Source organism: Micromonospora sp. DT62 (genome assembly GCF_049847285.1).
GTDB classification, from domain to species: domain Bacteria; phylum Actinomycetota; class Actinomycetes; order Mycobacteriales; family Micromonosporaceae; genus Micromonospora; species Micromonospora reichwaldensis.
In genome coordinates, this window is sequence record NZ_JBNCOB010000003.1 from 121,414 (window position 1) to 142,932 (window position 21,519).

At 72.0% G+C, this 21,519-nt stretch carries 20 protein-coding genes; 3 read left to right on the forward strand and 17 right to left on the reverse strand.

The window, feature by feature from the left end; genetic code table 11:
- Window positions 1–18: 18 nt before the first annotated feature.
- Window positions 19–1,419, forward strand: a complete 1,401-nt coding sequence (locus ACPXCB_RS06480) for a GH1 family beta-glucosidase (RefSeq protein WP_425873419.1) — start codon at window positions 19–21, stop codon at window positions 1,417–1,419.
- A gap of 78 nt (window positions 1,420–1,497) precedes the next feature.
- Here ACPXCB_RS06480 and ACPXCB_RS06485 read toward each other — a convergent pair whose 3' ends face one another.
- Both ACPXCB_RS06485 and ACPXCB_RS06490 read right to left on the reverse strand, forming a co-directional pair.
- Window positions 1,498–1,788, reverse strand: coding sequence for a hypothetical protein (locus tag ACPXCB_RS06485; protein ID WP_425873086.1), 291 nt, complete (start codon window positions 1,786–1,788; stop codon window positions 1,498–1,500).
- A complete protein-coding gene (locus tag ACPXCB_RS06490) occupies window positions 1,785–2,105 on the reverse strand; it encodes a hypothetical protein (RefSeq protein ID WP_425873088.1) in 321 nt (106 codons plus the stop codon). The genes ACPXCB_RS06485 and ACPXCB_RS06490 overlap by 4 nt, the downstream gene beginning before the upstream one ends.
- 122 nt (window positions 2,106–2,227) lie before the next feature.
- Here ACPXCB_RS06490 and ACPXCB_RS06495 point away from each other — a divergent pair, with 122 nt between their 5' ends.
- A complete protein-coding gene (locus ACPXCB_RS06495) occupies window positions 2,228–3,157 on the forward strand; it encodes a diacylglycerol/lipid kinase family protein (RefSeq protein ID WP_425873089.1) in 930 nt (309 codons plus the stop codon).
- 21 nt (window positions 3,158–3,178) lie between these two features.
- Here ACPXCB_RS06495 and ACPXCB_RS06500 read toward each other — a convergent pair whose 3' ends face one another.
- The 11 genes from ACPXCB_RS06500 to ACPXCB_RS06550 all read right to left on the reverse strand — a co-directional run bounded on the left by ACPXCB_RS06500 (window position 3,179) and on the right by ACPXCB_RS06550 (window position 15,327).
- Window positions 3,179–4,354: a trans-sulfuration enzyme family protein gene (locus ACPXCB_RS06500; protein ID WP_425873091.1), complete on the reverse strand. Its 1,176-nt coding sequence runs from the start codon at window positions 4,352–4,354 to the stop codon at window positions 3,179–3,181.
- A 123-nt stretch (window positions 4,355–4,477) separates the two neighbouring features.
- A complete protein-coding gene (locus ACPXCB_RS06505; RefSeq protein ID WP_425873093.1) occupies window positions 4,478–5,206 on the reverse strand; it encodes a GntR family transcriptional regulator in 729 nt (242 codons plus the stop codon).
- Between the two features lie 103 nt (window positions 5,207–5,309).
- A complete protein-coding gene (locus ACPXCB_RS06510; RefSeq protein WP_425873095.1) occupies window positions 5,310–6,512 on the reverse strand; it encodes a dipeptidase in 1,203 nt (400 codons plus the stop codon).
- A gap of 37 nt (window positions 6,513–6,549) precedes the next feature.
- The gene (locus tag ACPXCB_RS06515; RefSeq protein ID WP_425873097.1) at window positions 6,550–7,539 is read right to left on the reverse strand and encodes an ABC transporter ATP-binding protein; all 990 of its coding nucleotides are present in this window, start codon (window positions 7,537–7,539) and stop codon (window positions 6,550–6,552) included.
- Complete coding sequence (locus tag ACPXCB_RS06520) at window positions 7,523–8,509, reverse strand: ABC transporter ATP-binding protein (protein ID WP_425873099.1); 987 nt, start codon at window positions 8,507–8,509, stop codon at window positions 7,523–7,525. Before ACPXCB_RS06520 ends, ACPXCB_RS06515 begins: the two co-directional genes overlap by 17 nt.
- Window positions 8,509–9,342, reverse strand: coding sequence for an alpha/beta fold hydrolase (locus ACPXCB_RS06525; protein ID WP_425873101.1), 834 nt, complete (start codon window positions 9,340–9,342; stop codon window positions 8,509–8,511). The genes ACPXCB_RS06520 and ACPXCB_RS06525 overlap by 1 nt, the downstream gene beginning before the upstream one ends.
- Entirely contained in the window at window positions 9,339–10,514 is a 1,176-nt protein-coding gene (locus ACPXCB_RS06530; protein ID WP_425873103.1) for a M24 family metallopeptidase, read from the reverse strand. The genes ACPXCB_RS06525 and ACPXCB_RS06530 overlap by 4 nt, the downstream gene beginning before the upstream one ends.
- 4 nt (window positions 10,515–10,518) lie before the next feature.
- Window positions 10,519–11,397 (reverse strand): ABC transporter permease, encoded by an 879-nt coding sequence (locus ACPXCB_RS06535; RefSeq protein WP_425873105.1) that lies wholly within the window; start codon window positions 11,395–11,397, stop codon window positions 10,519–10,521.
- Between the two features lie 106 nt (window positions 11,398–11,503).
- The gene (locus ACPXCB_RS06540) at window positions 11,504–12,457 is read right to left on the reverse strand and encodes an ABC transporter permease (protein WP_425873107.1); all 954 of its coding nucleotides are present in this window, start codon (window positions 12,455–12,457) and stop codon (window positions 11,504–11,506) included.
- A gap of 33 nt (window positions 12,458–12,490) precedes the next feature.
- A complete protein-coding gene (locus tag ACPXCB_RS06545) occupies window positions 12,491–14,128 on the reverse strand; it encodes an ABC transporter substrate-binding protein (protein WP_425873109.1) in 1,638 nt (545 codons plus the stop codon).
- Window positions 14,125–15,327 carry a dipeptidase gene (locus ACPXCB_RS06550; protein WP_425873111.1) on the reverse strand — a complete coding sequence of 401 codons (1,203 nt, stop codon included), beginning with the start codon at window positions 15,325–15,327 and terminating at the stop codon, window positions 14,125–14,127. Before ACPXCB_RS06550 ends, ACPXCB_RS06545 begins: the two co-directional genes overlap by 4 nt.
- 321 nt (window positions 15,328–15,648) lie before the next feature.
- Between ACPXCB_RS06550 and ACPXCB_RS06555 the strand changes: the two genes are divergently transcribed.
- Entirely contained in the window at window positions 15,649–17,262 is a 1,614-nt protein-coding gene (locus ACPXCB_RS06555) for an RICIN domain-containing protein (RefSeq protein WP_425873113.1), read from the forward strand.
- A 187-nt stretch (window positions 17,263–17,449) separates the two neighbouring features.
- Here the strand turns inward: ACPXCB_RS06555 and ACPXCB_RS06560 are convergent, their stop codons facing one another.
- The 4 genes from ACPXCB_RS06560 to ACPXCB_RS06575 all read right to left on the reverse strand — a co-directional run bounded on the left by ACPXCB_RS06560 (window position 17,450) and on the right by ACPXCB_RS06575 (window position 21,463).
- A complete protein-coding gene (locus ACPXCB_RS06560; protein ID WP_425873115.1) occupies window positions 17,450–18,253 on the reverse strand; it encodes an SGNH/GDSL hydrolase family protein in 804 nt (267 codons plus the stop codon).
- 228 nt (window positions 18,254–18,481) lie between these two features.
- Entirely contained in the window at window positions 18,482–19,660 is a 1,179-nt protein-coding gene (locus tag ACPXCB_RS06565) for a class I SAM-dependent methyltransferase (protein ID WP_425873117.1), read from the reverse strand.
- Window positions 19,661–19,695: 35 nt separating this feature from the next.
- Entirely contained in the window at window positions 19,696–20,502 is an 807-nt protein-coding gene (locus ACPXCB_RS06570) for a thioesterase II family protein (RefSeq protein WP_425873119.1), read from the reverse strand.
- A gap of 25 nt (window positions 20,503–20,527) precedes the next feature.
- Window positions 20,528–21,463 (reverse strand): TauD/TfdA family dioxygenase, encoded by a 936-nt coding sequence (locus ACPXCB_RS06575; protein WP_425873121.1) that lies wholly within the window; start codon window positions 21,461–21,463, stop codon window positions 20,528–20,530.
- Window positions 21,464–21,519: the final 56 nt, after the last annotated feature.

The window sequence follows — 21,519 nt, forward strand, 5'->3', positions numbered from 1 at the left end:
ACGGCCGCACACGAGGCCATGTCGGCCGCACATCCGAAGGAGAGCCCACCCGTGCCGGACCTGTCCACGCTGCCGCCCGACTTCCTCTGGGGGGTCGCCACCGCCGCGTACCAGATCGAGGGGGCCGTCCGCGCCGACGGCCGCGCGCCGTCCATCTGGGACACCTTCTGCGACGTGCCGGGCGCCGTCGACAACGGCGACACCGGCGCGGTGGCCTGCGACCACTACCACCGGTGGCCGCAGGACGTGGCGCTCATGCGGCAGCTCGGGGTGGACGCGTACCGGTTCTCGGTGGCCTGGCCCCGGGTGCGGCCCGACGGCGTCGGCCGGGTCATCCGGAAGGGCCTGGACTTCTACGACCGGCTGGTCGACGCCCTGCTGGCGGCGGGGATCCGCCCGTTCGTGACGCTCTACCACTGGGACCTGCCGCAGGCGTTGCAGGACCGGGGCGGCTGGCCGGAGCGGGACACCGCCGAGGCGTTCGCCGACTACGCCGCCGTCGTGGCCGCCCGCCTCGGCGACCGGGTCGCCGACTGGACTACCGTCAACGAGCCGCTCTGCGTGTCCTGGATCGGGCACCTGGAGGGTCGGATGGCGCCCGGCGAGCGGGACCTGGCCAGGGCGGTGCGCGCCTCGCACCACGTCCTGCTCGGGCACGGGCTGGCCACCCGGGCGATCCGGGCCGCCGCCGCCCGGCCCGCCTCCGTCGGGATCGTGCTCAATCCCAGCCCCTGCGAGCCGGCGAGCGACCGGCCCGAGGACGTGGCCGCCGCCCGGCGGATGGACGGCCACGTCAACCGGTGGTGGCTCGACCCGCTGCACGGACGCGGCTACCCGGCCGACATGGTCGCCACGTACGGCGTCGAGCCGCCGGTGCGGGGCGACGACCTGACGGTGATCGCCACGCCGACCGACTACCTCGGCCTGAACTACTACTTCCGTCAGGTGGTGGCCGACGACCCGGCGGGGCCGGCGCCGTACGCCCGGCAGGTGCCGGTGCCGGGCGCGGTGCACACCGCGATGGACTGGGAGGCGTACCCGGCCGGGCTGGAGCAGCTGCTGGTCGCGGTGACCGAGGAGTACGCCCCCGCGCGGGTGGTCGTCACCGAGAGCGGGTCGGCGTGGCGGGACGAGGTCACCGCCGACGGCACCGTCGAGGACCGGGAGCGCACCGACCACCTGGAGCGGCACTTGGCGGCGTGCGCGGCGGCGGTCGACCGGGGCGTGCCGCTGGCCGGCTACTTCGTCTGGTCGCTGCTCGACAACTTCGAGTGGTCGTACGGGTACGACAAGCGCTTCGGGCTGGTGCACGTGGACTACCCCACCCAGCGCCGGACGGTCAAGGCGAGCGGCCTGCGCTACGCCGACCTGATCCGCGCCCACCGGCGGCGTACCGGACGGCTGACGCCCTCCCGGTGAGCCGGCGACGATCCGCCGGACCCCTCGGAGTCCCGGGTCCCGCCGCCCGGGACTCCGAGGGTCACCCGCCGGGCGGGGTCAGCAGAACCAGCCGTCCTGCACCCAGCCGCGCCGGTTGACGTGCCCGTAGGCGAAGCCGTAGACGTATCCGCCGCTGCGCGGCCCCTCGACGAGGAACGTCTGGCCACGGTAGAGGGTGCCCATCCACGCCCCGACCGGGGCGGTGCGGACGAAGAGGTCCTCGGCGCACACCGTCTCCCGTTGCCCGATCGTCCCGTTCGCGGCGTGCCCGGCCGACGGCGTGACCGCCAGGACGGCGCAGACGGTCGCCAGCAATGCGCCCAGCCGGCGCGGCACTCCCCCGCTCACCACGAGTCGTAGCCCCCGATGCACTCGCTGCGCACGTAGCCCCAGTCGTTGGGCCCGAAGTCGAAGGTGGCGGCCCAGCCGTTGTAGACGGGGTGCGCGCCGGGTGTGTGGCCGATCTTGTTGCCGTACTCCAGCGTGCGCTTGAGCCCGTGCGGGCCGCTCGCCGAGTCGTAGTTGGCGTAGAAGCTGGCGCTCTGGCAGACGATCACGGCGTGCCGCGGCACGACCGGGCCGGCCTGCGCGCCGGTGGCGCCCAGCGTCGCCAGGACCCCGCCCGCCGTCAGGACGCCGACCGCGCGGATCACCTGTGTTCGCATCGACACCTCCGGGGTGGAAACCTTCCTTCCCGCCACCCTAACGAATACGTCGAAAACCTTCTATGCCTGCGATCCCTCGCGTCCTCGTGCCGGTGTCGCGCATGCCGATAGGGTCGGGGCCCATGCGGACGAAGCAGGAACTGGGCGCGGCCATCCGGCGGGACCGGCGGGCCGCCCTCGTCGTCAACGCCCACTCGCGCCGGGGCCGTCAACTGCACGAGCAGGCCCGGGCCCGGTTGACGGCGGCCGGCTTCCGCCTGCTGGGCGACCACCCCGTCGAGCAGCCCGGCCAGCTCGAACGCGTCCTCGCCGCGGCCGTCGACCTCGGGCCGGACCTGCTGGTGGCCGGTGGCGGGGACGGCACCCTCAGCACCGCCGCGCGGCTGCTCGCCCACCGCGACGTGGCGCTCGGCCTGCTGCCGCTGGGCACCACCAACAACTTCGCCCGCACCGTCGGCGTCCCGCTCGACCTCGACCGGGCCGTCGACGTGCTGACCGGCGGCACGGTGATCGACGTCGACCTCGGCCTCGCCGGCGACATGCGGTTCACCAACCACGTCGGCGTCGGCCTCTCCGCCGACATCATGCTGCGGACGCCGCCGCGCCTGAAGCGGGTCACCGGCCGGCTGGCGTACCCGCTCACCGCCCTGGCCCTGCTGGCCCGGCACCGCCCGCTGCGGGTCACCGTCCGGGCCGGGGACGCCCGGCACGAGTTCCGCACCCACCAGGTGTACGTGGCCAACGGCGGCTTCCACGCCGGGCGCCCGATCGCCGCCGACGCCGACGCCGACGACCGGCTGCTGGTCGCGTACCCGGTCGGCGGCGCGAACCGCCGTGGGCTGCTGCGCGACACGGCCCGCAACGCGGCGACCGGGCACCGGCGCTCCGTCGGCGACGCGCCGTTCCTCGCCGTCGGGGAGCTGTGGCTGGAGACCGACCGGCCGGCGCGCGTCGAGGTCGACGGCGAGCTGTGCGGCCGTACGCCGATCCGGATCGGCCTGGACGCCAACGCGCTGCGCGTGATGGCGCCGGCCGGGAGCCCGGACCGCTGACCCGCGCGGCCGGCCGGGGCGCTACTCCGCCCGGTCCGCCGCGTCGAGGGTCGCCAGGAAGTCGGCGACGAGGTCCTCGGTGTCCTCGATGCCGGTGGAGACCCGGACGAGGCCCTCGCCGATGCCGGTGGCGGCCAACTGCTCGGCGTCGACGATCCCGGCCCACATCGAGCGCGGGTGCACCACGAGGGTGCTGACGCTGCCCAGGCTGGCCGCCCGCTTGGCCAGGCGCAGGCCGTCGAGCAGCCCGGCCGCCGCCCGCCCGTCGCGCAGCTCGACGCTGAGCACCCCGCCGAAGCCGGTCATCTGCCGGCCGGCCAGCTCGTGCTGGGGATGCGTCGGCAGCCCCGGGTAGCGGACCCGCCGCACGGCGGGGTGGCCCTCGACCGCCCGGGCCAGGGCCAGCGCGTTGGCGTTGTGCCGGTCCACCCGCAGCGACAGGGTGCGGATGCCGCGCAGCAGCAGCCAGGCGTCGATGGGGCCGAGGGTGCTGCCGGTGACGATGGCGGTCTGCCAGACCCGGTCGACGAGGTCGGCGGAGCCGACGATGACCCCGGCCGAGACGTCGGAGTGCCCGCCGAGGTACTTCGTCCCGCTGTGCCACACCAGGTCGGCGCCGAACTCCGCCGGCCGCTGGTTGACCGGGGTCGCGAAGGTGTTGTCGACCGCGACCAGCGCGTCGTTGGCGTGCGCCAGCTCGACGACGGCGGCCAGGTCGGTCAGTTCGAGCAGGGGGTTGCTCGGGGTCTCCACCAGGACCAGCCGGGTCTGCGGGCGCAGCGCCCGGACGAAGGCCTCGGTGTCGGTCTGGTCCACCTGGGTGAAGGCCACCCCGAAGCGGGCCAGCAGGCCGGTGACCAGGGACGTCGTGCCGCCGTACGTGCTGCGCTGCACGATGACGTGGTCCCCGGCGGAGAGCAGGGCCAGGGCGATCGTGCTGATCGCGCCCATCCCGGAGGCGGTGACCAGGCCCGCCTCGGCGCCCTCCAGCTGGGCGACCACGGCGGCGACCTGCGCGTGGTTCGGGTTGCCGTAGCGCGTGTAGAAGGCGTTGCCCCGGGTCTCGGTGGCGACGGCGGCGAACTGCTCGTCGGACTCGGCGCTGAAGGTGGCGCTCTGCACGATCGGCGGCGACACCGCCCCGCCCGGGCTCAACCCGTCGTCGCCGTGGACAGCGATCGTGCCGGTGCCGGTCACAGGTTCTCCTTACGTGGTGGGCTGCCGGCCGGGGCGGCGGGTCGGACAGGTTCCGCGCGGTCCAAATCGGCCTCGGTAAGCGGGTCCGCGCCGCGCCGGCCCCCCGGTGCCGCGCCGGGTCGGTCAGCCACCCCTGCTGATCCGCAGGGTCAACACGTCCGTACGGACCGTTATGTGGCCGTGGAAGAACGCCACGTCCTGGGCGCTGTAACCGATCTGGGTGGCGCTGATCAGCGGATGCCCGGCCGCCACCCCGAGCCGGGCCGTCGCCACCTCGTCGGCGAGCACGGCGGTGAACTCGATCTCGGCCCGGCGCACCGGCATGCCGGTCGCGTTGGCCAGGAACTCGAACATGTCCAGGTCGATGCTGACCAGGCCGGACGGATCCAGGTCATGCCCGGCGACGCGCATCGGCAGGTGGTCGCAGATCCACACCGCCGGCACCTCGTCGACGGCGAAGAGCCGGTCGACCCGCCACACCGGATCGCCCGGGGCCAGGCCGAGCACCTCCGCGCAGTCGGCCGGGCAGGTGGCCCGGCTGACCTTGGCGTCGGTGAGGGCGGGGCGGTGACCGGAGGCGGTGATCCGGTCCCGCAGAGCCGTGACGTCGCCAAGCGACACCGGCACCCGACCGGCCGGCTCGTGCACGAACGTGCCGATGCCCCAGGTGCGCTTCACCACGCCCTCGGCGGCGAGCTGACCGAGGACCTCCCGGACGGTGGCCCGGCTGACCTCCAGCAGGTCGGCCAGCTCACGCTCGTTGGGCAGCTTGTCCCCGGGCTGGAACTCGCTGCCGATCAGCGCCATCAGCCGACTCTGTGCGGTCTGGAGCGCGGTCTCACGCCGAGCCATCCACCTTCACCTCTTCGCTCCGCGCCGCGCCGCTGCGGCCGTACGGAGTGTAGTAGTAGTCGTCGTGCGCCGACGGGCCCGGCGACCCGGGCCCGCGCCCCGGTCACCAGACCTGTTCGAGCACCCGGATGGTGTTGCCCCCGATGACCTTGGCGATCTCGTCGTCGGAGTAGTCGTGCGTGACCAGCCAGCCGACGATGTTGCCGAACGCCTCGCCCGGGTTCTCCACACCGGCCACGTACTCCACCCGGGGGTGCTCGGGTCGCTTGCCGGCGTCGTGCGCGTAGTTGCCGGCGTAGACGTTGTGCACGCCGACGTGGTCGCCGAACATGGTGTCCGGCCCGAACGTGACGTGGTCGATGCCGACGAGGTCGACGCAGTACGTGAAGTGGTCCATCACCGACTCCAGCGAGTGGTGCGGGTGCGCCGCCGACAGGGTGGTGTGCGGGGCGGCCTCGATACCGATCACCCCACCCCGCTCGGCGCAGGCCCGGATCACCTCGTCCGGCTTCATCCGGGCGATGTCCCAGACCCCCCGCGCCCCCGCGTGGGTGATGAAGACCGGCACCCGGCTCGCCTCGATCGTCTCCAGCGAGGTCCGGTCGCCGGAGTGCGACACGTCGATGGCGATGCCGAGCTTGTTCATCCGGTCCACCGCGCGCCGCCCGAAGTGGGTCAGCCCACCGTCGACCCGTTCGGACAGCCCGCCGCCGAGCATGTTCGCCTGGCTGTAGGCGATGCCGAGCTGCCGGACGCCGAAGCCGTAGAGGATGTCGATGCGGTCCAGCTCGTTCTCGATCGGGCTGCTGCACTCCAGACCGGCGACCAGGGCCAGCCGACCGTCCCGCTTGGCCGCGTGGATGTCGGCCAGCGAGGTCGCCAGCACCACGAAGTCCTGCTTGTACAGGTCACTCAGCCGCATGCCGAGGGCGTAGACCAGGTCGTTCCACTTCCAGCCGTTCTCGCTGGTGACGCAGGACGCCCCGGCCATGAAGTTGTCGAAGACGGCGGTCAGCCCGGACCGGGCCAGCCCCTCGTAACCCGTGCGCTGCCGGGCGGTGCGGTTGTAGGCCCGCAGCTCCCGGACGTCCTCCGGCAGGATCACCGGGTGCTCGTGCAGCGAGATCGCGATCTGCTCGGTCAGCAGCCGGGTGACCCGCTGCCGCTGCGCGTCGGTCAGGCCGAGGTCGTACTCCGGCACCCGGCCGATCTCCGGAGCCAGAGCGAACTCCCGGTAGTCCGAGTGCGGCTCCAGGTACGAGTACGACTTGTGTCCCTGGTACCGCGGGGCAGGCTTCTGTAGCAAGGCTCACTCACTCCTTCGTGGGACGGTGTCGGGCGCGTCACGCGGCCAACGGGTAGTGGCAGGCCACCGGGTGTTCGTCGCCGGCCAGCGGCGGTTCGGTGGTGGCGCAGGCGTCCGTGGCCTGCCAGCAGCGGGTCCGGAAGCGGCACCCGGACGGCGGGTCGACCGGGCTCGGCGGGTCGCCGGCGAGCAGGATCCGCTGCCGCTGCACGCGCCGGGCCGGCTCCGGCACCGGCACCGCCGACAGCAACGCCTTGGTGTACGGGTGGCGGGGCTGGTCGTACAGCGGCGCGCCGGGGCCGGTCTCGACCAGCTTGCCGAGGTACATGACCGCGACACGGTCGGAGATGTGCCGCACCACCGACAGGTCGTGGGCGATGAAGACGTACGCCACCCCCAGCTCCGCCTGGAGCCGTTCCAGCAGGTTGACCACCTGCGCCTGGACCGAGACGTCGAGCGCGGAGACCGGTTCGTCGCAGACGATCACGTCGGGTTGCAGGGCGAGCGCCCGGGCGATGCCGATCCGCTGGCGCTGCCCGCCCGAGAACTGGTGCGGGTAGCGGTCCAGGTGCAGGCTGCCGTCCAGGCCGACCAGGTCGAGCAGTTCCCGGATCCGGTCCAGCCGGCGGGCCTTCGGCAGCACGTCGGGGTGGATCTCGTACGGCTGGAGCAGAATCTCCCGGACGGTGCGGCGCGGGTTGAGCGAGGTGTACGGGTCCTGGAGCACGATCTGGATCCGGCGGCGCAGCGCACGCAGCTCCCGGCCCCGGGCCCGGTGCACCACCGCGTCGCCGAAGCGCACCTCGCCGGCGGTGGGCCGTTCCAACCCGACCAGCATCCGGGCCAGGGTGCTCTTGCCGCAGCCGGACTCGCCGACCACGCCGAGGGTCTCCCCCCGGCGCAGGTCGAAGGAGACCCCGTCGACGGCCCTGACCACGCCGCCGCTGCGCAGCGGCACCCGGCCCTTGACCGGAAAGTGCTTGACCAGGTTGTCGACCCGGAGCACGACGTCATCGCTGGGTGGCATGCAGCACCTCCGCGTGGTGGTGGCAGGCGCTGGCGCGGCCGGCGGGCAGCAGCTCCAGCGCGGGCAGCGCGGTCCGGCACTCGTCGGTGACCCGGTGGCAGCGCAGGTGGAAGGGGCAGCCGGTGGGTAGCCGGGCGGGATTGGGCGGGGCGCCCGGGATGGCGTAGAGCTGCTCGTCGCGGCGGTCGACGCGGGGCATCGAGGCGAGCAGGCCCTCGGTGTAGGGGTGGGCCGGACCGTCGAAGATCTGCTCGACGGTGCCCCGCTCCACGATCCGCCCCGCATACATCACGGCCACGTCGTCGGCCACCTCGGCCACCACGCCCAGGTCGTGGGTGATCAGCAGCAGGGACATCCCGCTGTCCCGCTGGATCTCCGCGATCAGCTCCATCACCTGCGCCTGGACGGTCACGTCCAGGGCGGTGGTGGGCTCGTCGGCGATCAGCACGGCCGGCTCCAGCGCGATCGCCAGGGCGATCATGATGCGCTGCCGCATGCCGCCGGAGAACTGGTGCGGGTAGTCGCGTACCCGGTCCTTCGCCGCCGGGATGCGGACCCGGTCGACCAGCTCGACCGCGCGGCGGCGGGCGTCGGCCCGGGACAGTCCACGACGGACCCGCAGTAGCTCGGTGAGCTGGTCGCCGACGGTGAAGACCGGGTTGAGCGCGGCCATCGCGTCCTGGAAGACCATGCCGATCTCCTCGCCGCTGACCCGGTCGCGCTGCTTCGGCTCGAGCGTGAGCAGCTCGCGGCCGCGCAGCGTGACCGAGCCGGTGACCCGGGCGGGCGGGACGTCCAGGATGCCCATCACCGCCTGCGCGGTGACGCTCTTGCCCGACCCGGACTCGCCGAGGATGGCCAGTGTGCGCCCGGCCGTCAGGGTCAGCGACACGCCGTTGACGGCGTGCACCGGCCCGGTGCCCCCGGGGAACGACACGTGCAGGTCGGTGACCTGGAGCAGCGGGTCCATCAGCGGATCCCCGCCTCGTCGAGGAAGTCCCGGACCACCCGCTGGAACAGCTCCGGTTCCTCCAGCTGCGGGGAGTGCCCGGAGTTCTCGAAGACCACCAGCCGCGCGTCCGGGATCCCGTCGGCGATCGCCTGCGACGCCGCCACGGGGGTACGCCAGTCGTGCCGTCCGACCACGACCAGCGTCGGGCAGGTGATGTCGGCCAGCTTCGGCTTCAGGTCGTAGCGCGGCATGTTCTGCCCGAACGCGGCGTTGTGGGTCCGGTAGTGGAACCGGGTCTGGGCGAGCCGGGCCGCGTCCTTGGCCGGGTCGTGCTGGTGGTCGTAGAGCGGCAGGATCGCCCGCCAGTACTCACGGAGCTGGTCGTCGCTCTCGAACCGGCCGGTGCCGATCCGGTCGATGGCCCACTGCGGGATCACCGTCCGGTCGGTGTTGCGGGCCCGCTCGACGGCCAGGTGGTCGTGGGCGGTGTCGGCGGCGGTGTCCCGCAGGATCAGCGCGGAGACCCGGTCCGGGTGGGCGATCGCGTACTCCAGGGCGATGAAGCCGCCGTACGATCCGCCGGCCATCACGATCTTCTCGTGGCCGAAGTGCTCCCGGATGGCGTCCACGTCGGCCACCCACTGCTCGTGGGTGAAGGGCTCGTCGTCGCTGGACTCCCCCGAGCCCCGGGCGTCGAAGACGATGACGCGCAGCCGGTCGGCGAACGGCCCGAACGACCGCTTCGGCTCCGACCGGGAGCCGAGGCCGGGCGCGCCGTGGTGCACGATCATCGCCGGCCCGTCCTCCGGGCCGAACGCCTCGACCACCAGCTCGGCACCGTTGATCTTCATCGGACCCCCTCAATGACGTTGGACGCGAGATCACGCGGGTAACGGGTCAGTCGGCGCGGCCCGGCGTCGGTGACCAGGACGGTGTCGGAGATGCGGTAGCCGGCGTGGCCGGGCACGTAGACGCCGGGCTCGCTGGAGAGCACCATGCCGGGCGCGAGCACGGTGTCGTCGCCGTCCTCCACCCACGGCGCCTCGTGGTTCTGCAACCCGATGCCGTGGCCCTGCCGGTGCCGGATGTACTCACCCAGGCCGTGCCCGCGCAGCACGTCCAGGCACTCCCGGTTGACCTCGGCGCAGGTCCGGCCGACGCGCATCGCCTCGGTGCCGACGTGCTGGGCCTCCCGGTCCGCCTCGTAGTAGCGGCGCTGCTCGGCGGTGGGCTCACCGATGACGAAGGTCCGTTCGCTCTCCACGAACCGGCTCGCCACCGCCGCGCCCAGCGAGAGGATCAACGTGTCGCCCGGCCGGACGCGCCGCCGGGTCGGCAACCCGTGCGGCAGCGCCGAGTTGGGCCCGGCGTAGACCAACCCGCCGGCCAGCTTCGTGGTGTAGACGACCCGGTCGTAGTCGGCGTACATCCGATCGGTGCCGTAGCCGATGACGTGCCGGGCGATCTCGTCCTCCCGGGGCAGCTCCGTGCCCCGGGCCAGCGCGTCGGCGATCAACTCCCGGCCGGCGGCGAGCATCTCGTCGCAGATCCGCGCCGCCGCCTCGTGCAGCGCGATCTCCTCGGGGAACTTGCACAGCCGCAGCCGGGCCACCGCGTCGGTGGTCACCAGGCTGACGCCGTCGATGGCCCGGGTCAGCTTGCCGAAAGTGCCGATCGTCAGGCCCGCGCCGACCCCGATCCGCCGGGCCCGGCGGCCCGAGAGCGCGGCGGCGAGGGTCTCCTCGGGGGTGACCACGCCCGGGAACTCGGCGTAGCTGACCGTCTCGACGGTGATCTCCTGCTGGGCCGCGTACTCCTCGTCGAGGCGCGGGATGACCAGCAGCGGGTCGCCCTCACGCGGCATCCAGAGGTAGACCGGTCGCTCGGTGGCGATGTAGAAGAAGCCGGCCAGGAAGGCCACGTCGGCCGGTGCCGTGGCCAGGAAGCCGTCCAGGTCGCGCTCGGCGAGCGCGTCACCGAGCCGGGCCCGGACGGTGGCGTAGAAGGTGTCGGGCAACCGCATCGGGTCAGCCTCCGTTCCGGCGGGGGTCACGAACGTCGTTGAACCGCATTCCGGCGACCGTCGCGGCGAGCACCAGGAAGAGGATCGCCAGCGACGGGAAGAGCGTCTGCCACCAGGCGATGGCCACCACGCCGCTGCGCTGGGCGTTGAGCAGGATCCGGCCCCAGGACCAGGCGTCCGGGTCGCCGAGGCCGAGGAAGCTCAGGCCGGCCTCGGAGATGACGGCCCGGGAGGCGGTCAGCAGCACGCTGACCACCATCAGCGGGATGACCGCCGGCAGGATCTCCCGGGTGACGATCCGCCAGCCCCGGGCCCCCAGCACCCGCGCGCCGTCGATGTACGGCATCGCCGACACCACCAGGCCCTGCGAGCGGATCAGCCGGGCCACCTCGGGCCAGGCGAAGACGCCGATGATGACGGTCAGCGTCCAGACACTCGGGTTCACCACGGCCGCCAGCATGATCATCAGTGGCAGGGTGGGCAGGGCCAGCATGACGTCGGTGATCACCGTGGCCACCGCGTCCACCGGCCGGAAGTACGCCGACGCCAGCCCGATCGCGGCGCCGAGCACGAGCGCGATGAGCGAGGCCGCGACGCCGATCACCAGACTGGTCCGGGTGCCCCAGACCACCTGGGCGAAGATGTCCTGCCCGAGGTCGTCGGTGCCGAACCAGTGCCCGCCGGACGGGGACTGGAGCACGTCGGCGCTGGTGCCGCCCGGCTCGTCGGCGATCAGCGGCGCGGCTACCGCGAGCACCACCATCACCACCAGCACGAGCACCGCGATCAGCGCCGACGGCTGCCGCAGGTAGCTGCGCCAGGCCGGCACCACGGGGGCCTCCCGCACCGGTACGGTCTGCTCGGTCAACACCGGCGCGCTCATCGGACCACCCTTTCCGTCACGACCGCGGGGCTCCGCCCCGCCGCGTCTGGCATCTCGGCACGACCGCGCCCCACCGGGGCCGCCCCGCGCCGCCCGCTCCCCGCGCTCACAGCCGGATCCTGGGGTTGAGGACGGCGTAGAGCAGGTCCGTGAGGGCGTTGGCGATCACCACGGTGACGGCGAGCATGATGAACGCCCCCTGGAGCACCGGGTAGTCCCGCTGCCCGACCGCCTCGAAGATCAGTCGACCGACGCCGGGATAGGCGAACACGGTCTCGGTGAGCACGGCGCCGCCGACCAGCGTGCCCAGTTGCAGACCCATCAGGGTCAGCGCCGGCAGGATCGCGTTGCGCAGCCCGTGCTTCCACACCCGGCGCCGGGTGGACAGGCCACGGGCCCGGGCGGCTCGGATGTAGTCCTCGCCGAGCACCTCGAGCATGTTGGTGCGCAGGGTCAGCGCGTACGGGCCGAGCTGCACCAGCACCAATGAGAGCACCGGGAGCACCAGGTGGTGCGCCAGGCTCAGGTAGGCGCCGATGCCCCGGGTGTCCGGGTCGATCGCCCCGCCGATCGGGAACCAGCCGAGGCGGGCACCGAGGTAGACCATCAGGAGCATCGCGACGCTGGGCACGAAGAGCGCGTGCCCACCGATGCCGAGCACCTGGAGCACCTTGTCCGGCCAGCGGCCCCGGTGCACCGCCGCGTAGACCCCGATCGGGATGCCGACCGCGATGGTCAGCAGGAACGCCGTGCCGGCCAGCAGCAGGGTCCACGGCAGCCGCTCGACGAGGATGTCGGTGACCGGTTGGATCTGCCGGAACGAGATGCCCAGGTTGCCCTGGGTCAGCTCGCGCAGGTACGACACGTACTGCTCGGACAGCGGCCGGTCCAGGCCGTACGTCTTGAGCAGCGCGGCCTGCATCTCCGGGGTCATGTCCCCCTCGACCATCAGGGTCGTGGGGTCCCCGGGGAGCAGCCGGAGCAGGAAGAACGTCGCGGTGATCGCGATCCAGATGGTCAAGACGGCCTTCAGCGCCCGGCTGAGCACGAAGCGTGCCACGGGGACCCCCTCCCTTCTTTCGTCAGCCCGCCGTCAGCTGGCCGGCTTGACCTGGGCCAGCGAGTACGCGGTGACCATGCCGAGCAGGTCCGACGGCGACGCGACGAAGCCGGTGAACTTGCTTGCGTTGTAGGCGAACTGGAAGTTCTCCACGTACAGCGGGGTGAGGTAGGCCTGCTCGTGCACCACCCGGTCGATGTTCTTGATCTTCTGCGTGAAGGCCGCCGGGTCGGTGGTGGCCGCCGCGTCGTTGATCAGCCGGTCCATCTCGTCCGACTTGAGCAGGTTGTAGTTGATGCCGCCCGGGTTGCTGGAGAGGTAGGTGCTCCGCAGCTGGTCCATCGGGTTGTCGAAGACACCCCACTGGGACGCGTCGATGTCGTACTCACCGCTCTTGGTGCGGGACAGGAACGTGTTGCGCTCCACGCACTCGTTCTCGAGCTTGATCCCGGCCTTCGCCGCGCTCTCCCGGAACAGCTGCACGACCCGGGTCAGGTTGGCGTTCGACTGGTCGCACGCCACGCCGAGGGAGAGGTTGTCGAAGAAGCCGTCGCCGTCGCCGTCCCGGTAGCCCGCCGAGGCCAGCTTCGCCTTGGCTCCGGCCGGATCGAACGCGTACGGCTGGAGGTCGGTGTTGTCGTAGTCGGAGAAGATCGGCGAGATCGGCCCGGACATCTGCTGCCCGTCGCCCTGGAGCACGGCGGAGATGATCGCCTTGGTGTCGACCGACATGGAGAGCGCCTGGCGGACCTCCTGCTTGGCAAGGTCCTTGTTGTTCATGTTGTACGTCAGGTGCGCGAAACCGAGCGCACCGACCTTGTTGAGCTTGATCTTCTCGTCGTTCTCGAACGTCTTCGCCGCCGACGCGGGCACCGGGGTGCCCATCATGTCGATGTCGCCGTTGCGCAGCGCCAGCATCATCGTGTTGACGTCCGGGTAGACGCGGTACTCGACCTGGCTGACGGCCGCCTTGCCGCCGGGTGCCAGCGGGTACTTGTCGTTGCGCTTCATCACGTAGCGCTGGCCCTTGGTGGCGCTCTCCAGCACGAACGGCCCGGCCCCGACCCAGTTCGAGTCGTTGGCGAACTTCGACAGGTCGCCGGCGCCCTCGAAGATGTGCTTGGGCACGATCGACATCCAGAAGCCGATGCCCTCGGCGAACGGCGCGTACGGCTGGGACAGCTTGAACTTCACCGTGGTCGCGTCCGGCGCCTCGATCGACTCGACCCAGGTCAGCTTGGCGGCGACGTTGCCCAGCTTGTACTTCATGATCATTTCAGCGCTGAACTTGACGTCCTCGGCGACGACCGGCTTGCCGTCGGTCCAGGTGAAGTCGTCACGCAGCTTGAACACGGCGGTCTTCCCGCCGTCCTCGTAGGTGTACTCCTTGGCCAGCTCCGGCGCCTTCTTGGCGTTCTCGTCGATCCGCAGCAGGTGCGGGTACATCGCGTTGAGGATCCAGGAGTCGGTCTTGCTCAGCGACTGGAGCGGGTTGAAGTTGGAGACGTCGGTGGTGGTGCCGATGCGCAGCACCGAGGTGCCACCGGACGTGTTGCCGGAGGACGAGTTGCCCTCGTTGAGGCCGCAGCCGGCCAGGCCGATCGCGGCCACCGCGCCGATCGCGGCGACGATGCGCCAGCGGCCGGGGCGGCGGTTGTTGGACGTGCTCACCAGACCTCCTGAAGAACCCGAATGATGTTGCCGCCGATGACCTTGGCGATCTCGTCGTCCGAGTAGTCGTGCGTGACCAGCCAGCCGACGATGTTGCTGAAGCACTCCGCTGGGTTCTCCATGCCGGAGACGTAGGGCACCCGGGGATGGTCCACCGCGCCGTGTGCCTGTCCGATCGCAAGGTGTTGGGTGAAACTGTCGTGCAGCCCGACGTGGTCACCGAAGTTGGTGTCCGGGCCGAAGGCGACGTGGTCGATGCCGACCAGGTCGACGCAGTAGGTGAAGTGGTCCATCACCGACTCGATCGAGTGGTGCGGGTGGGCGGCGGAGAGGGTCGTGTGCGGTGCCGCCTCGATGCCGATCACCCCGCCGCGCTCGGCGCAGGCCCGGATCACCTCGTCCGACTTCATCCGCGGCGTGTCCCACACCGCCCGCGCCCCGGCGTGCGTGATGAACACCGGCACCCGGCTCGCCTCGACGACCTCCAGCGACGTCCGGTCGCCCGAGTGCGACACGTCGATCGCCACACCCAGCTTGTTCATCCGGTCCACCGCCCGCCGGCCGAAGTGGGTCAGCCCACCGTCGACCCGTTCGGAGAGCCCGCCGCCGAGCATGTTCGCCTGGCTGTAGGCGATGCCCATCTGCCGCACGCCGAAGCCGTAGAGGATGTCGATGCGGTCCAGCTCGTTCTCGATCATCGTGGCCGCTTCCAGGCCGGCGACCAGCGCGAGCCGCCCCTCCCGCTTGGCCGTGAGGATCTGATCCAGGGTGGTCGCCACCACCACGTAGTCCTGCTTGGCGACGTCGGCGAAGCGCAGGCCGATGTCGTAGATGACGTCGTCCCACTTCCAGGCGTGCTCGCTCGTGACGCAGCCCGTGCCGTTCATGAAGTTGTCGAACACGGCGGTCATCCCGGAGCGGGCGAGCCCCTCGAAACCGAAGGAGTTGCGGCCGGTGCGGTTGTAGTCGCGCAGCTGCGAGACGTCCGCCGGGAGGATCTTCGGGTGCTCATGCAGCGAGATGGCCACATGTTCACGCAGCAGCCGGGAGACCCGGCCGCGCTGCTCGTCGGTCAGGCCGAGGTCGTGTTCGGGTACCCGGCCGAGCTGCGGTGCCAGCTCGAAGACTTTGTAGTCGACCCGGGGCTCCAGGTAGTCGAACGACCGGTATCCGTCGTAGCGGGGGGCAACTTCCTGCACGTGCCAGCTCACCTCGCCCAGCTCAAAGGTATGAGGAAGGAGGTCTGACCTCCTGCCTCGCACAGTAGGCCGCCCTGAACCTCGTGGGAATCCCTCGTGACCCGACCGTTACCCGCACTCCCCCATTCGGCGGACGCCGGCCAGGTGGGCCGATCGCCGCACGACCACCGGGGGCGCCGGAAGCAGCAGGCCAACCCGCGCGAGCGAACTTCCACCGGGTCGAGGGAAAGCGCTTACCATTGCCATTGACATAGACACGGGTGGATTGGCTGCGGGCCGACGACGCCATCCCCCCGGCCGGACAGCTCTCGAAGGAGCCTGATGACACCTCCCACCACCAACAGACCCTTCCGCCGCCGCCGGCTCCCGCTGGTGGCCACGGCAGTGCTGACGCTCGTCGGCGCCGCCGTGGCCGTCGGTCCGCGACCCGCCGCGGCGGCCACGGTCGACCCCGGGGCCACCTACGTCCTCGTCAACCGGCACAGCGGCAAGGCCATGGACCTGTGGGGCTGGTCCACCGCCGACGGCGCGCCGGTCAACCAGTTCACCCGCAACGACCTGGCCGTGCAGCAGTGGCGGTTCGTCGACGTGGGCGGCGGATACCACCAGATCCGCTCCGCGCACAGCGGCAAGGTGCTGGAACTGCCGAGCGCCGAGGACGGGGTCCAACTCGTCCAGAACACCGCCGCCAGCGGCAACACCCGGCAGCACTTCCGGCTCGCCGACTCCGACGGCGGCCACGTCCGCCTCGTCAACCGGCACTCGAACAAGGCCCTCGACGTGTGGCAGTGGTCGACCGCCGACGGCGCGATGATCTCCCAGTACCAGGACCTCGGCGGCACCAACCAGCAGTGGCAGTTGGTCAACCTCGGCTCCGGCGGCACCGCCTGCGGCAGCGGAACGTTCCACGCCGAGGCGGTGCTCAGCGGCGGCACCTGGACCGCCCGCAACGGCGCCAGCACGGTCTACACCGGCAGCGACATGCGCGCCGCCGTCCAGGCCGCCGTGAACAGCCTCAGCGCCGGGCGGACCAGCAAGCAGCGCGTCGTCGTACGCGGCTCCGGCTCGATGAGCGCCGGCTCACGGATCTCCCTGCCCAGCCACACCGCGATCGACGTCTGCGGCACCATCAACGTCACCGGCTCGGGCAGCGGCGACCAGGCGCCCATCTACTCCCGTGGCACCAGCAACATCGAGGTCGGACACCTCACCGTCACCGGCACCCCGCTCTACGGGATCTTCCTGCGCAACGTGACAAACGTCGTCCTCGGCCGGATCGACATGCGGCTGGGCGGCGGGCTCGGGATCCGGATCGACAACCGCGGGGACACCAGCCAGTGGACCCGCAACGTCCGGATCGACAGCGCGTACGTCTCCGGCGCCAGCTCCCACGCGGTCGAGACGTACGGCGTGGACGGGCTGACCATCGGCACCGTCACGGCGCGCGACGTGGGCGAGTCGGGCCTGCTGCTCAACCAGACGATCAACGCCACGGTCACCACCGTCGACGCCGAGAACGCCGGCGCCGGCACCGGGTACGCCGCCTTCCGGATGGCCAACCGCAACGGGCGCGTGGGCTCCGGCTACCCGACCAACGTCCGGGTGGGTACCGTCCGGGCGCGCGGCGGCGGCCGGGGGATCTTCTGCGTCTCCGAGTCCGGCGGCGCCGTCATCGACCGGGTGGACATCGCCAACACCGGCAACAACGCCATCCTGATCGAGAACTGCCAGGGCGTGGACATCGCGGCCGGCGGCGGCACGATCAGCGGCGGCGGCGAGGTGCGGCTGGCCGAGCGCACCGAGTTCCCCGGCAACCGGGACGTCACGCTGCGCAACTTCACCCTGGTGAACAGCCGGATCGTCGAGAACCCCTGCGCGGACAACCTGACCATCAGCAACGTCGGGCTGAGCAACTCCTCGATCGTCCGGTGCTGACCGGGCGGCCCCGGCGCGCTCGCCGGGGTCGCTCCGGCCGTCCGGCGTCGGCGGTCGACCGGGACGCCGGATGGTCGGACGGGGCACGGACGCCGCGCGGGCGACCGTGCCCCGTCCTCCCGCCCTGCACGCTCCCGGCCCCGAGGGGGGGGCGGGACCGGGAGCGCCCGGACGCAGAGCGCGTCGGTCAGCCCGCGACGGAGCGGAAGACCGGGTAGTAACCGCCGGACTGGCCGGCCGCGGTCGGGTGGTACGAGATGCCGAGGTTGGCGAAGTTGAGGGCGTGCAGCCACTTCGTGCCGGAGCTGCACAGCTGGTGCCCGACGAACTGCGACCGCACGTCGGCGAACTTGAAGCCGGCGGCGACGGCGGCGGTGCGGGTGAGGTCGTCGACCAGGTTGATGCCCTCGTTGATCTTCGCCCGGGAGGTGGCGCTCAGCCCGATGCAGGTGGTGCCGAGCTGGTAGAAGACCGGGTATCCGACGACCACCACCCGGGCCGAGGGCGCCCGGGTCTTGATGCCGTTGTAGACGTTGCGCAGCAGGCCGGGCAGCTGGGCCCGAGCCTTGTCCTCGGCGGCCTGCACGGCGGCCACGCACTGGGTGGTGCCCTGGAGCACGCAGGTGGACATGATGTTGCCGAAGCCGACGTCGTTGCCGCCGATCGTGACGCTGACCAGGGTGGTGGTGGAGCTCAGCGCCGACAGCTGCGTGTTGATCAGGCTGGTGGTGGTGGCACCGGAGCAGGCGACCGAGCGGTACGACGCGGGCTTGATGTTGGCGGCGTACAGGGCCGGGTACGCGTTGGTGCTGCGCTGGCAGGAACCGCTCTCGCTGGTGTAGCTGCCGGCGCCCACGCCCGAGGCGTACGAGTCACCGAGCGCCACGTAGCGGTCGGTGGCGGCGGCCTGGGCGGGGGCTGCCATGGTGAGGCTGACGCCGAGAGCCGTAGCCAGGCTCAGGGCGAGGGAAACGAGACGGGTTCTCCGCACGTCGCACTCCGGGGGTAGAGGAATCGAGTGCGGAATTGATATCACCGAATATTCGTGAACGAAAGATCTTGCCGGAACATTTAGGGGTGCGGGTAAAGACCTACCGGGTTTAGGCGCCGACACCGGTGCTCCACAGGGGTCGCGCAGGGCGCTACCGGGGTCGCGGCCCGTGCCGCGCGGCACGGTGGACGCGACCCCGGTCGGGGCGTACGCGGACGGGACGGAACCTCAGCGGGACGAGCCGCCCCCACCGGTGGCCGTCGCCACGAACATGGTCTGCACCTGCTCGGCGGCGTCGAGCCCGGGCACGGCGTGCGCCCGCACGTCGACGAAGCCGGCCCGGCCCAGGGCGGCCCGCCAGCCCGCCACGTCCAGCAGCGGGGACGCCGGCACTCGCGGCTCGTCCTCCGCGTGCCGCCACCAGCCCTCGGCCAGGCCGAAGGTCAGCGTGTTGTAGTCGAGGCGGCTGGTCATCTCGTTGATCACCAGGATGCCGCCCGGCTTGAGCAGCGCGTGGCAGTGCCGCAGCGCGGCGGAGATCCGCAGGGTGGCGTGCAGGACGTTGCTGGCCAGCACGACCTCCATCGAGCCGGGTTCGAAGCCCTGGTCCTCGGGTACGCCCTCCACGTTGTAGCGGGCGAAGTCGACGTGTGGCCGGTCGACACCGAAGCGCTGCCGCCCCAGCCGCAGGAACGCGGGCCCCACGTCGGTGTAGAAGTACCGCAGCCGCTCCGTCCGGTCCGCCAGGGCGTCGAGCACCGGGCCGCTGGTGCCACCGGTCCCCGCGCCCACCTCCATGACGTGGGCGTAGGACCGCGGGTAGCGCCGCAGGAACTGCCGGACGTGCTCCCGCACCCGCGCCGCGCAGAGCCGGTTGTAGAAGTCCAGCTGGACGTTGTCCCGGTAGATCGCGGAGACCAGGTCGGCGGAACCGCCCGGGAAGAGCACCTCGTTCGCCGGCCGGTCGCCCCGCACCACCTCGACGAGCTGCGTCTGGCAGGCGACCAGCAGCGGCACGTATCCGGCGGCCTCCGGGTGCTCCCGGCGCAGCGTCGCCGCCGCCGCGTCGACCGCGTCGTCCTCGGCGAACGCGGCCGCCTCGGCGACCCGTCCGGTCACGGCGAGCCCGTCGCCGTGCCGACGCAGCAGGCCGGCGTCCGCCAGCAGGTCGAGCAGGGCGTCGCCGAGCCGCTGGTAGCCGGAAGCCACCGCGAGCCGGGCCAGGATCTCCTCCCGGCCGGCGACGGCCCCGGGGGCGGGCAGGACGCCCGCGGCGGCCAACCGGGCCGCCAGCAGCCGGCGCCCGAAGTCCGTCACCGCCTCGAAGGAGGTACGGAACCGCGCGTGGCGTTCCTGGTCCACGTCCACGAGCGGCTGTGGCGTCGCCTCGACGTCCGGTGCGGTCACGATGCGCCCTCCAGGTGCGAATCCGGCGGTGCCGGTCAGGTCAGGTGCGCGGCCACGGATGCCGCGGCACGGGAAACGGACGGCCGGCCGGCGAGCTGCGCGGTCAGGTCCGCGAGCAGCTCCGCCCGCGCCGGCACGAGATAGAAGTGGTCGCCGGGGAACGCCCGCAGCCGGAAGCCGCCGGTGGTCAGCTCCGCCCAGGCGGAGACCGACTCCCGGTCGCAGGCCGGATCCCCCGTGCCGAGGTACGCCGTGATCGGCGCGGACACGGTCCGGGGCGCGCGCGGCAGGTAGCCGTGGATCAGCCGCAGGTCGGCCCGGAGCGCCGGTACGACCAGCTCCCGCAGCTTCCGGGAGCGGAAGACCATCGGATCCACCTCGCCGAGCGCGGCGATCCGGGCGAGGAACTCCTCGTCGTCGAGGTGGTCGGGGTGCTGGTCGATCCGGGTGACGTGCGGTGCCCCGTGCCCCGAGACGAACAGGAACGCCGGCACGACGCCGAACCGCTCCTCCAGCCGGGCGGCCACCTCGTAGGCGACCGAGGCGCCCATGCTGTGGCCGAACAGGGCGAGGGGACGGTCCAGGTACCCGGTGAGCGCCTCGGTGACCCGGTCGGCGAGCACGTCCATCCGGTCGACGCACGGCTCGGAGAGCCGGTCCTGCCGGCCCGGGTAGCGGACGGCGAGCACATCGACGGAGTCCGGCAGCCGCGCTGCCCAGGTCTGGAAGAACCCGGCCGAGCCGCCGGCGTGCGGCAGGCAGACCAACCGCAGATCCGGGTGCGCGCCGCCCCGGAACACCCGCAGCCAGGGATCGCCGCCGGTCGGACGGGGCAGGGACATCTGGGGCACTTCCCGGTCGCGCCGCTCAGTCCGACATCGCCACCAGCACCCGGCGGTCACCTGTGTACGGGCGCCGGCCGTGCGCGGTGAGCACGTTGTCGATCAGCAGCAGGTCGCCGACCCGCCAGTCGACGTCGACCGCCGCCTCCAGGCCCCGGTCGCGGATCTGGGTGACGTACTCGTCGGGGATCGGGGAGCCGTCGGCGAAGGTCACCGACTGGGGCAGCTCGTCCGGGCCCATCACCTGGGTCATCACCCTGGCGATGTCGTCGTCCAGGCCGGCCGGGTGCCACTGGTCGGCCTGGTTGAACCACACCTCGGCCCCGGTGACCGGGTGCCGCAGCGTGGCCGGCCGGAGCTGGATCACCCGCAGCCCGTCGGCGGTCCACTCCCAGGTGGCGCCGGCGCCGGCGAGGAACTCCTCGACCTCGTCGCGGCTGTCGGTCTCGAACGTGTCCCGCCAGCTCTTGCCCAGCCCCATGCCGTCGTGCAGGTTCTGCTGGTACCGCAGGCCACCGGCGAAGTCGGCGCGCAGCTGCGGGTCCAGGGAGTCGAGCCACAGTTCGGCGTCGACGACGGGGGTGGCGCCGCCGGTCTCGGCGGCGATCTGGCAGAAGAAGAGCAGCCGGGCCGGCCACCGCGCCGCGTACGACAGCTCGTTGTGCATTGAGATGGTGTAGCGGGACGGGTACTCGGTGGAGGTGTAGACGTTGCGGCCCACCTTGGTGCGCGGCGAGTTGCCGTGCACGTACGCCAGTCGCCTCGGCAGCAGCAGGTCCATCACCGGGTCCAGGGTCTCCGGCCGCACCCCGAAGCCACGGAAGACGAGCGCCTTCTCGGCCGTGAGCACCTCCGCCAGGTCCAGCTCGCGCAGGTGGCCGACCAGTCCCTCGGCGCTCGGCGCGCAGCCGGCGCTCTCCGGGGTGATCTCCAACGGCTTCCAGCTCGCGTGCTCGTTCATTCCGGGGCTCCTCACCGTCCCAAGCTGTGCGATCCCTCCCATGCTCTGCCGCTCCG

Excerpts from the sequence above, each read along its gene's own strand:
- ACPXCB_RS06555 (WP_425873113.1), top strand. The coding sequence starts at position 15,649 with ATGACACCTCCCACCACCAACAGACCCTTCCGCCGCCGCCGGCTCCCG.
- ACPXCB_RS06515 (WP_425873097.1), bottom strand. The coding sequence starts at position 7,539 with ATGCCACCCAGCGATGACGTCGTGCTCCGGGTCGACAACCTGGTCAAG.
- ACPXCB_RS06490 (WP_425873088.1), bottom strand. The coding sequence starts at position 2,105 with ATGCGAACACAGGTGATCCGCGCGGTCGGCGTCCTGACGGCGGGCGGG.
- ACPXCB_RS06520 (WP_425873099.1), bottom strand. The coding sequence starts at position 8,509 with ATGGACCCGCTGCTCCAGGTCACCGACCTGCACGTGTCGTTCCCCGGG.
- ACPXCB_RS06570 (WP_425873119.1), bottom strand. The coding sequence starts at position 20,502 with ATGTCCCTGCCCCGTCCGACCGGCGGCGATCCCTGGCTGCGGGTGTTC.
- ACPXCB_RS06525 (WP_425873101.1), bottom strand. The coding sequence starts at position 9,342 with ATGAAGATCAACGGTGCCGAGCTGGTGGTCGAGGCGTTCGGCCCGGAG.
- ACPXCB_RS06575 (WP_425873121.1), bottom strand. The coding sequence starts at position 21,463 with ATGAACGAGCACGCGAGCTGGAAGCCGTTGGAGATCACCCCGGAGAGC.
- ACPXCB_RS06495 (WP_425873089.1), top strand. The coding sequence starts at position 2,228 with ATGCGGACGAAGCAGGAACTGGGCGCGGCCATCCGGCGGGACCGGCGG.
- ACPXCB_RS06535 (WP_425873105.1), bottom strand. The coding sequence starts at position 11,397 with ATGAGCGCGCCGGTGTTGACCGAGCAGACCGTACCGGTGCGGGAGGCC.
- ACPXCB_RS06505 (WP_425873093.1), bottom strand. The coding sequence starts at position 5,206 with ATGGCTCGGCGTGAGACCGCGCTCCAGACCGCACAGAGTCGGCTGATG.
- ACPXCB_RS06480 (WP_425873419.1), top strand. The coding sequence starts at position 19 with ATGTCGGCCGCACATCCGAAGGAGAGCCCACCCGTGCCGGACCTGTCC.
- ACPXCB_RS06530 (WP_425873103.1), bottom strand. The coding sequence starts at position 10,514 with ATGCGGTTGCCCGACACCTTCTACGCCACCGTCCGGGCCCGGCTCGGT.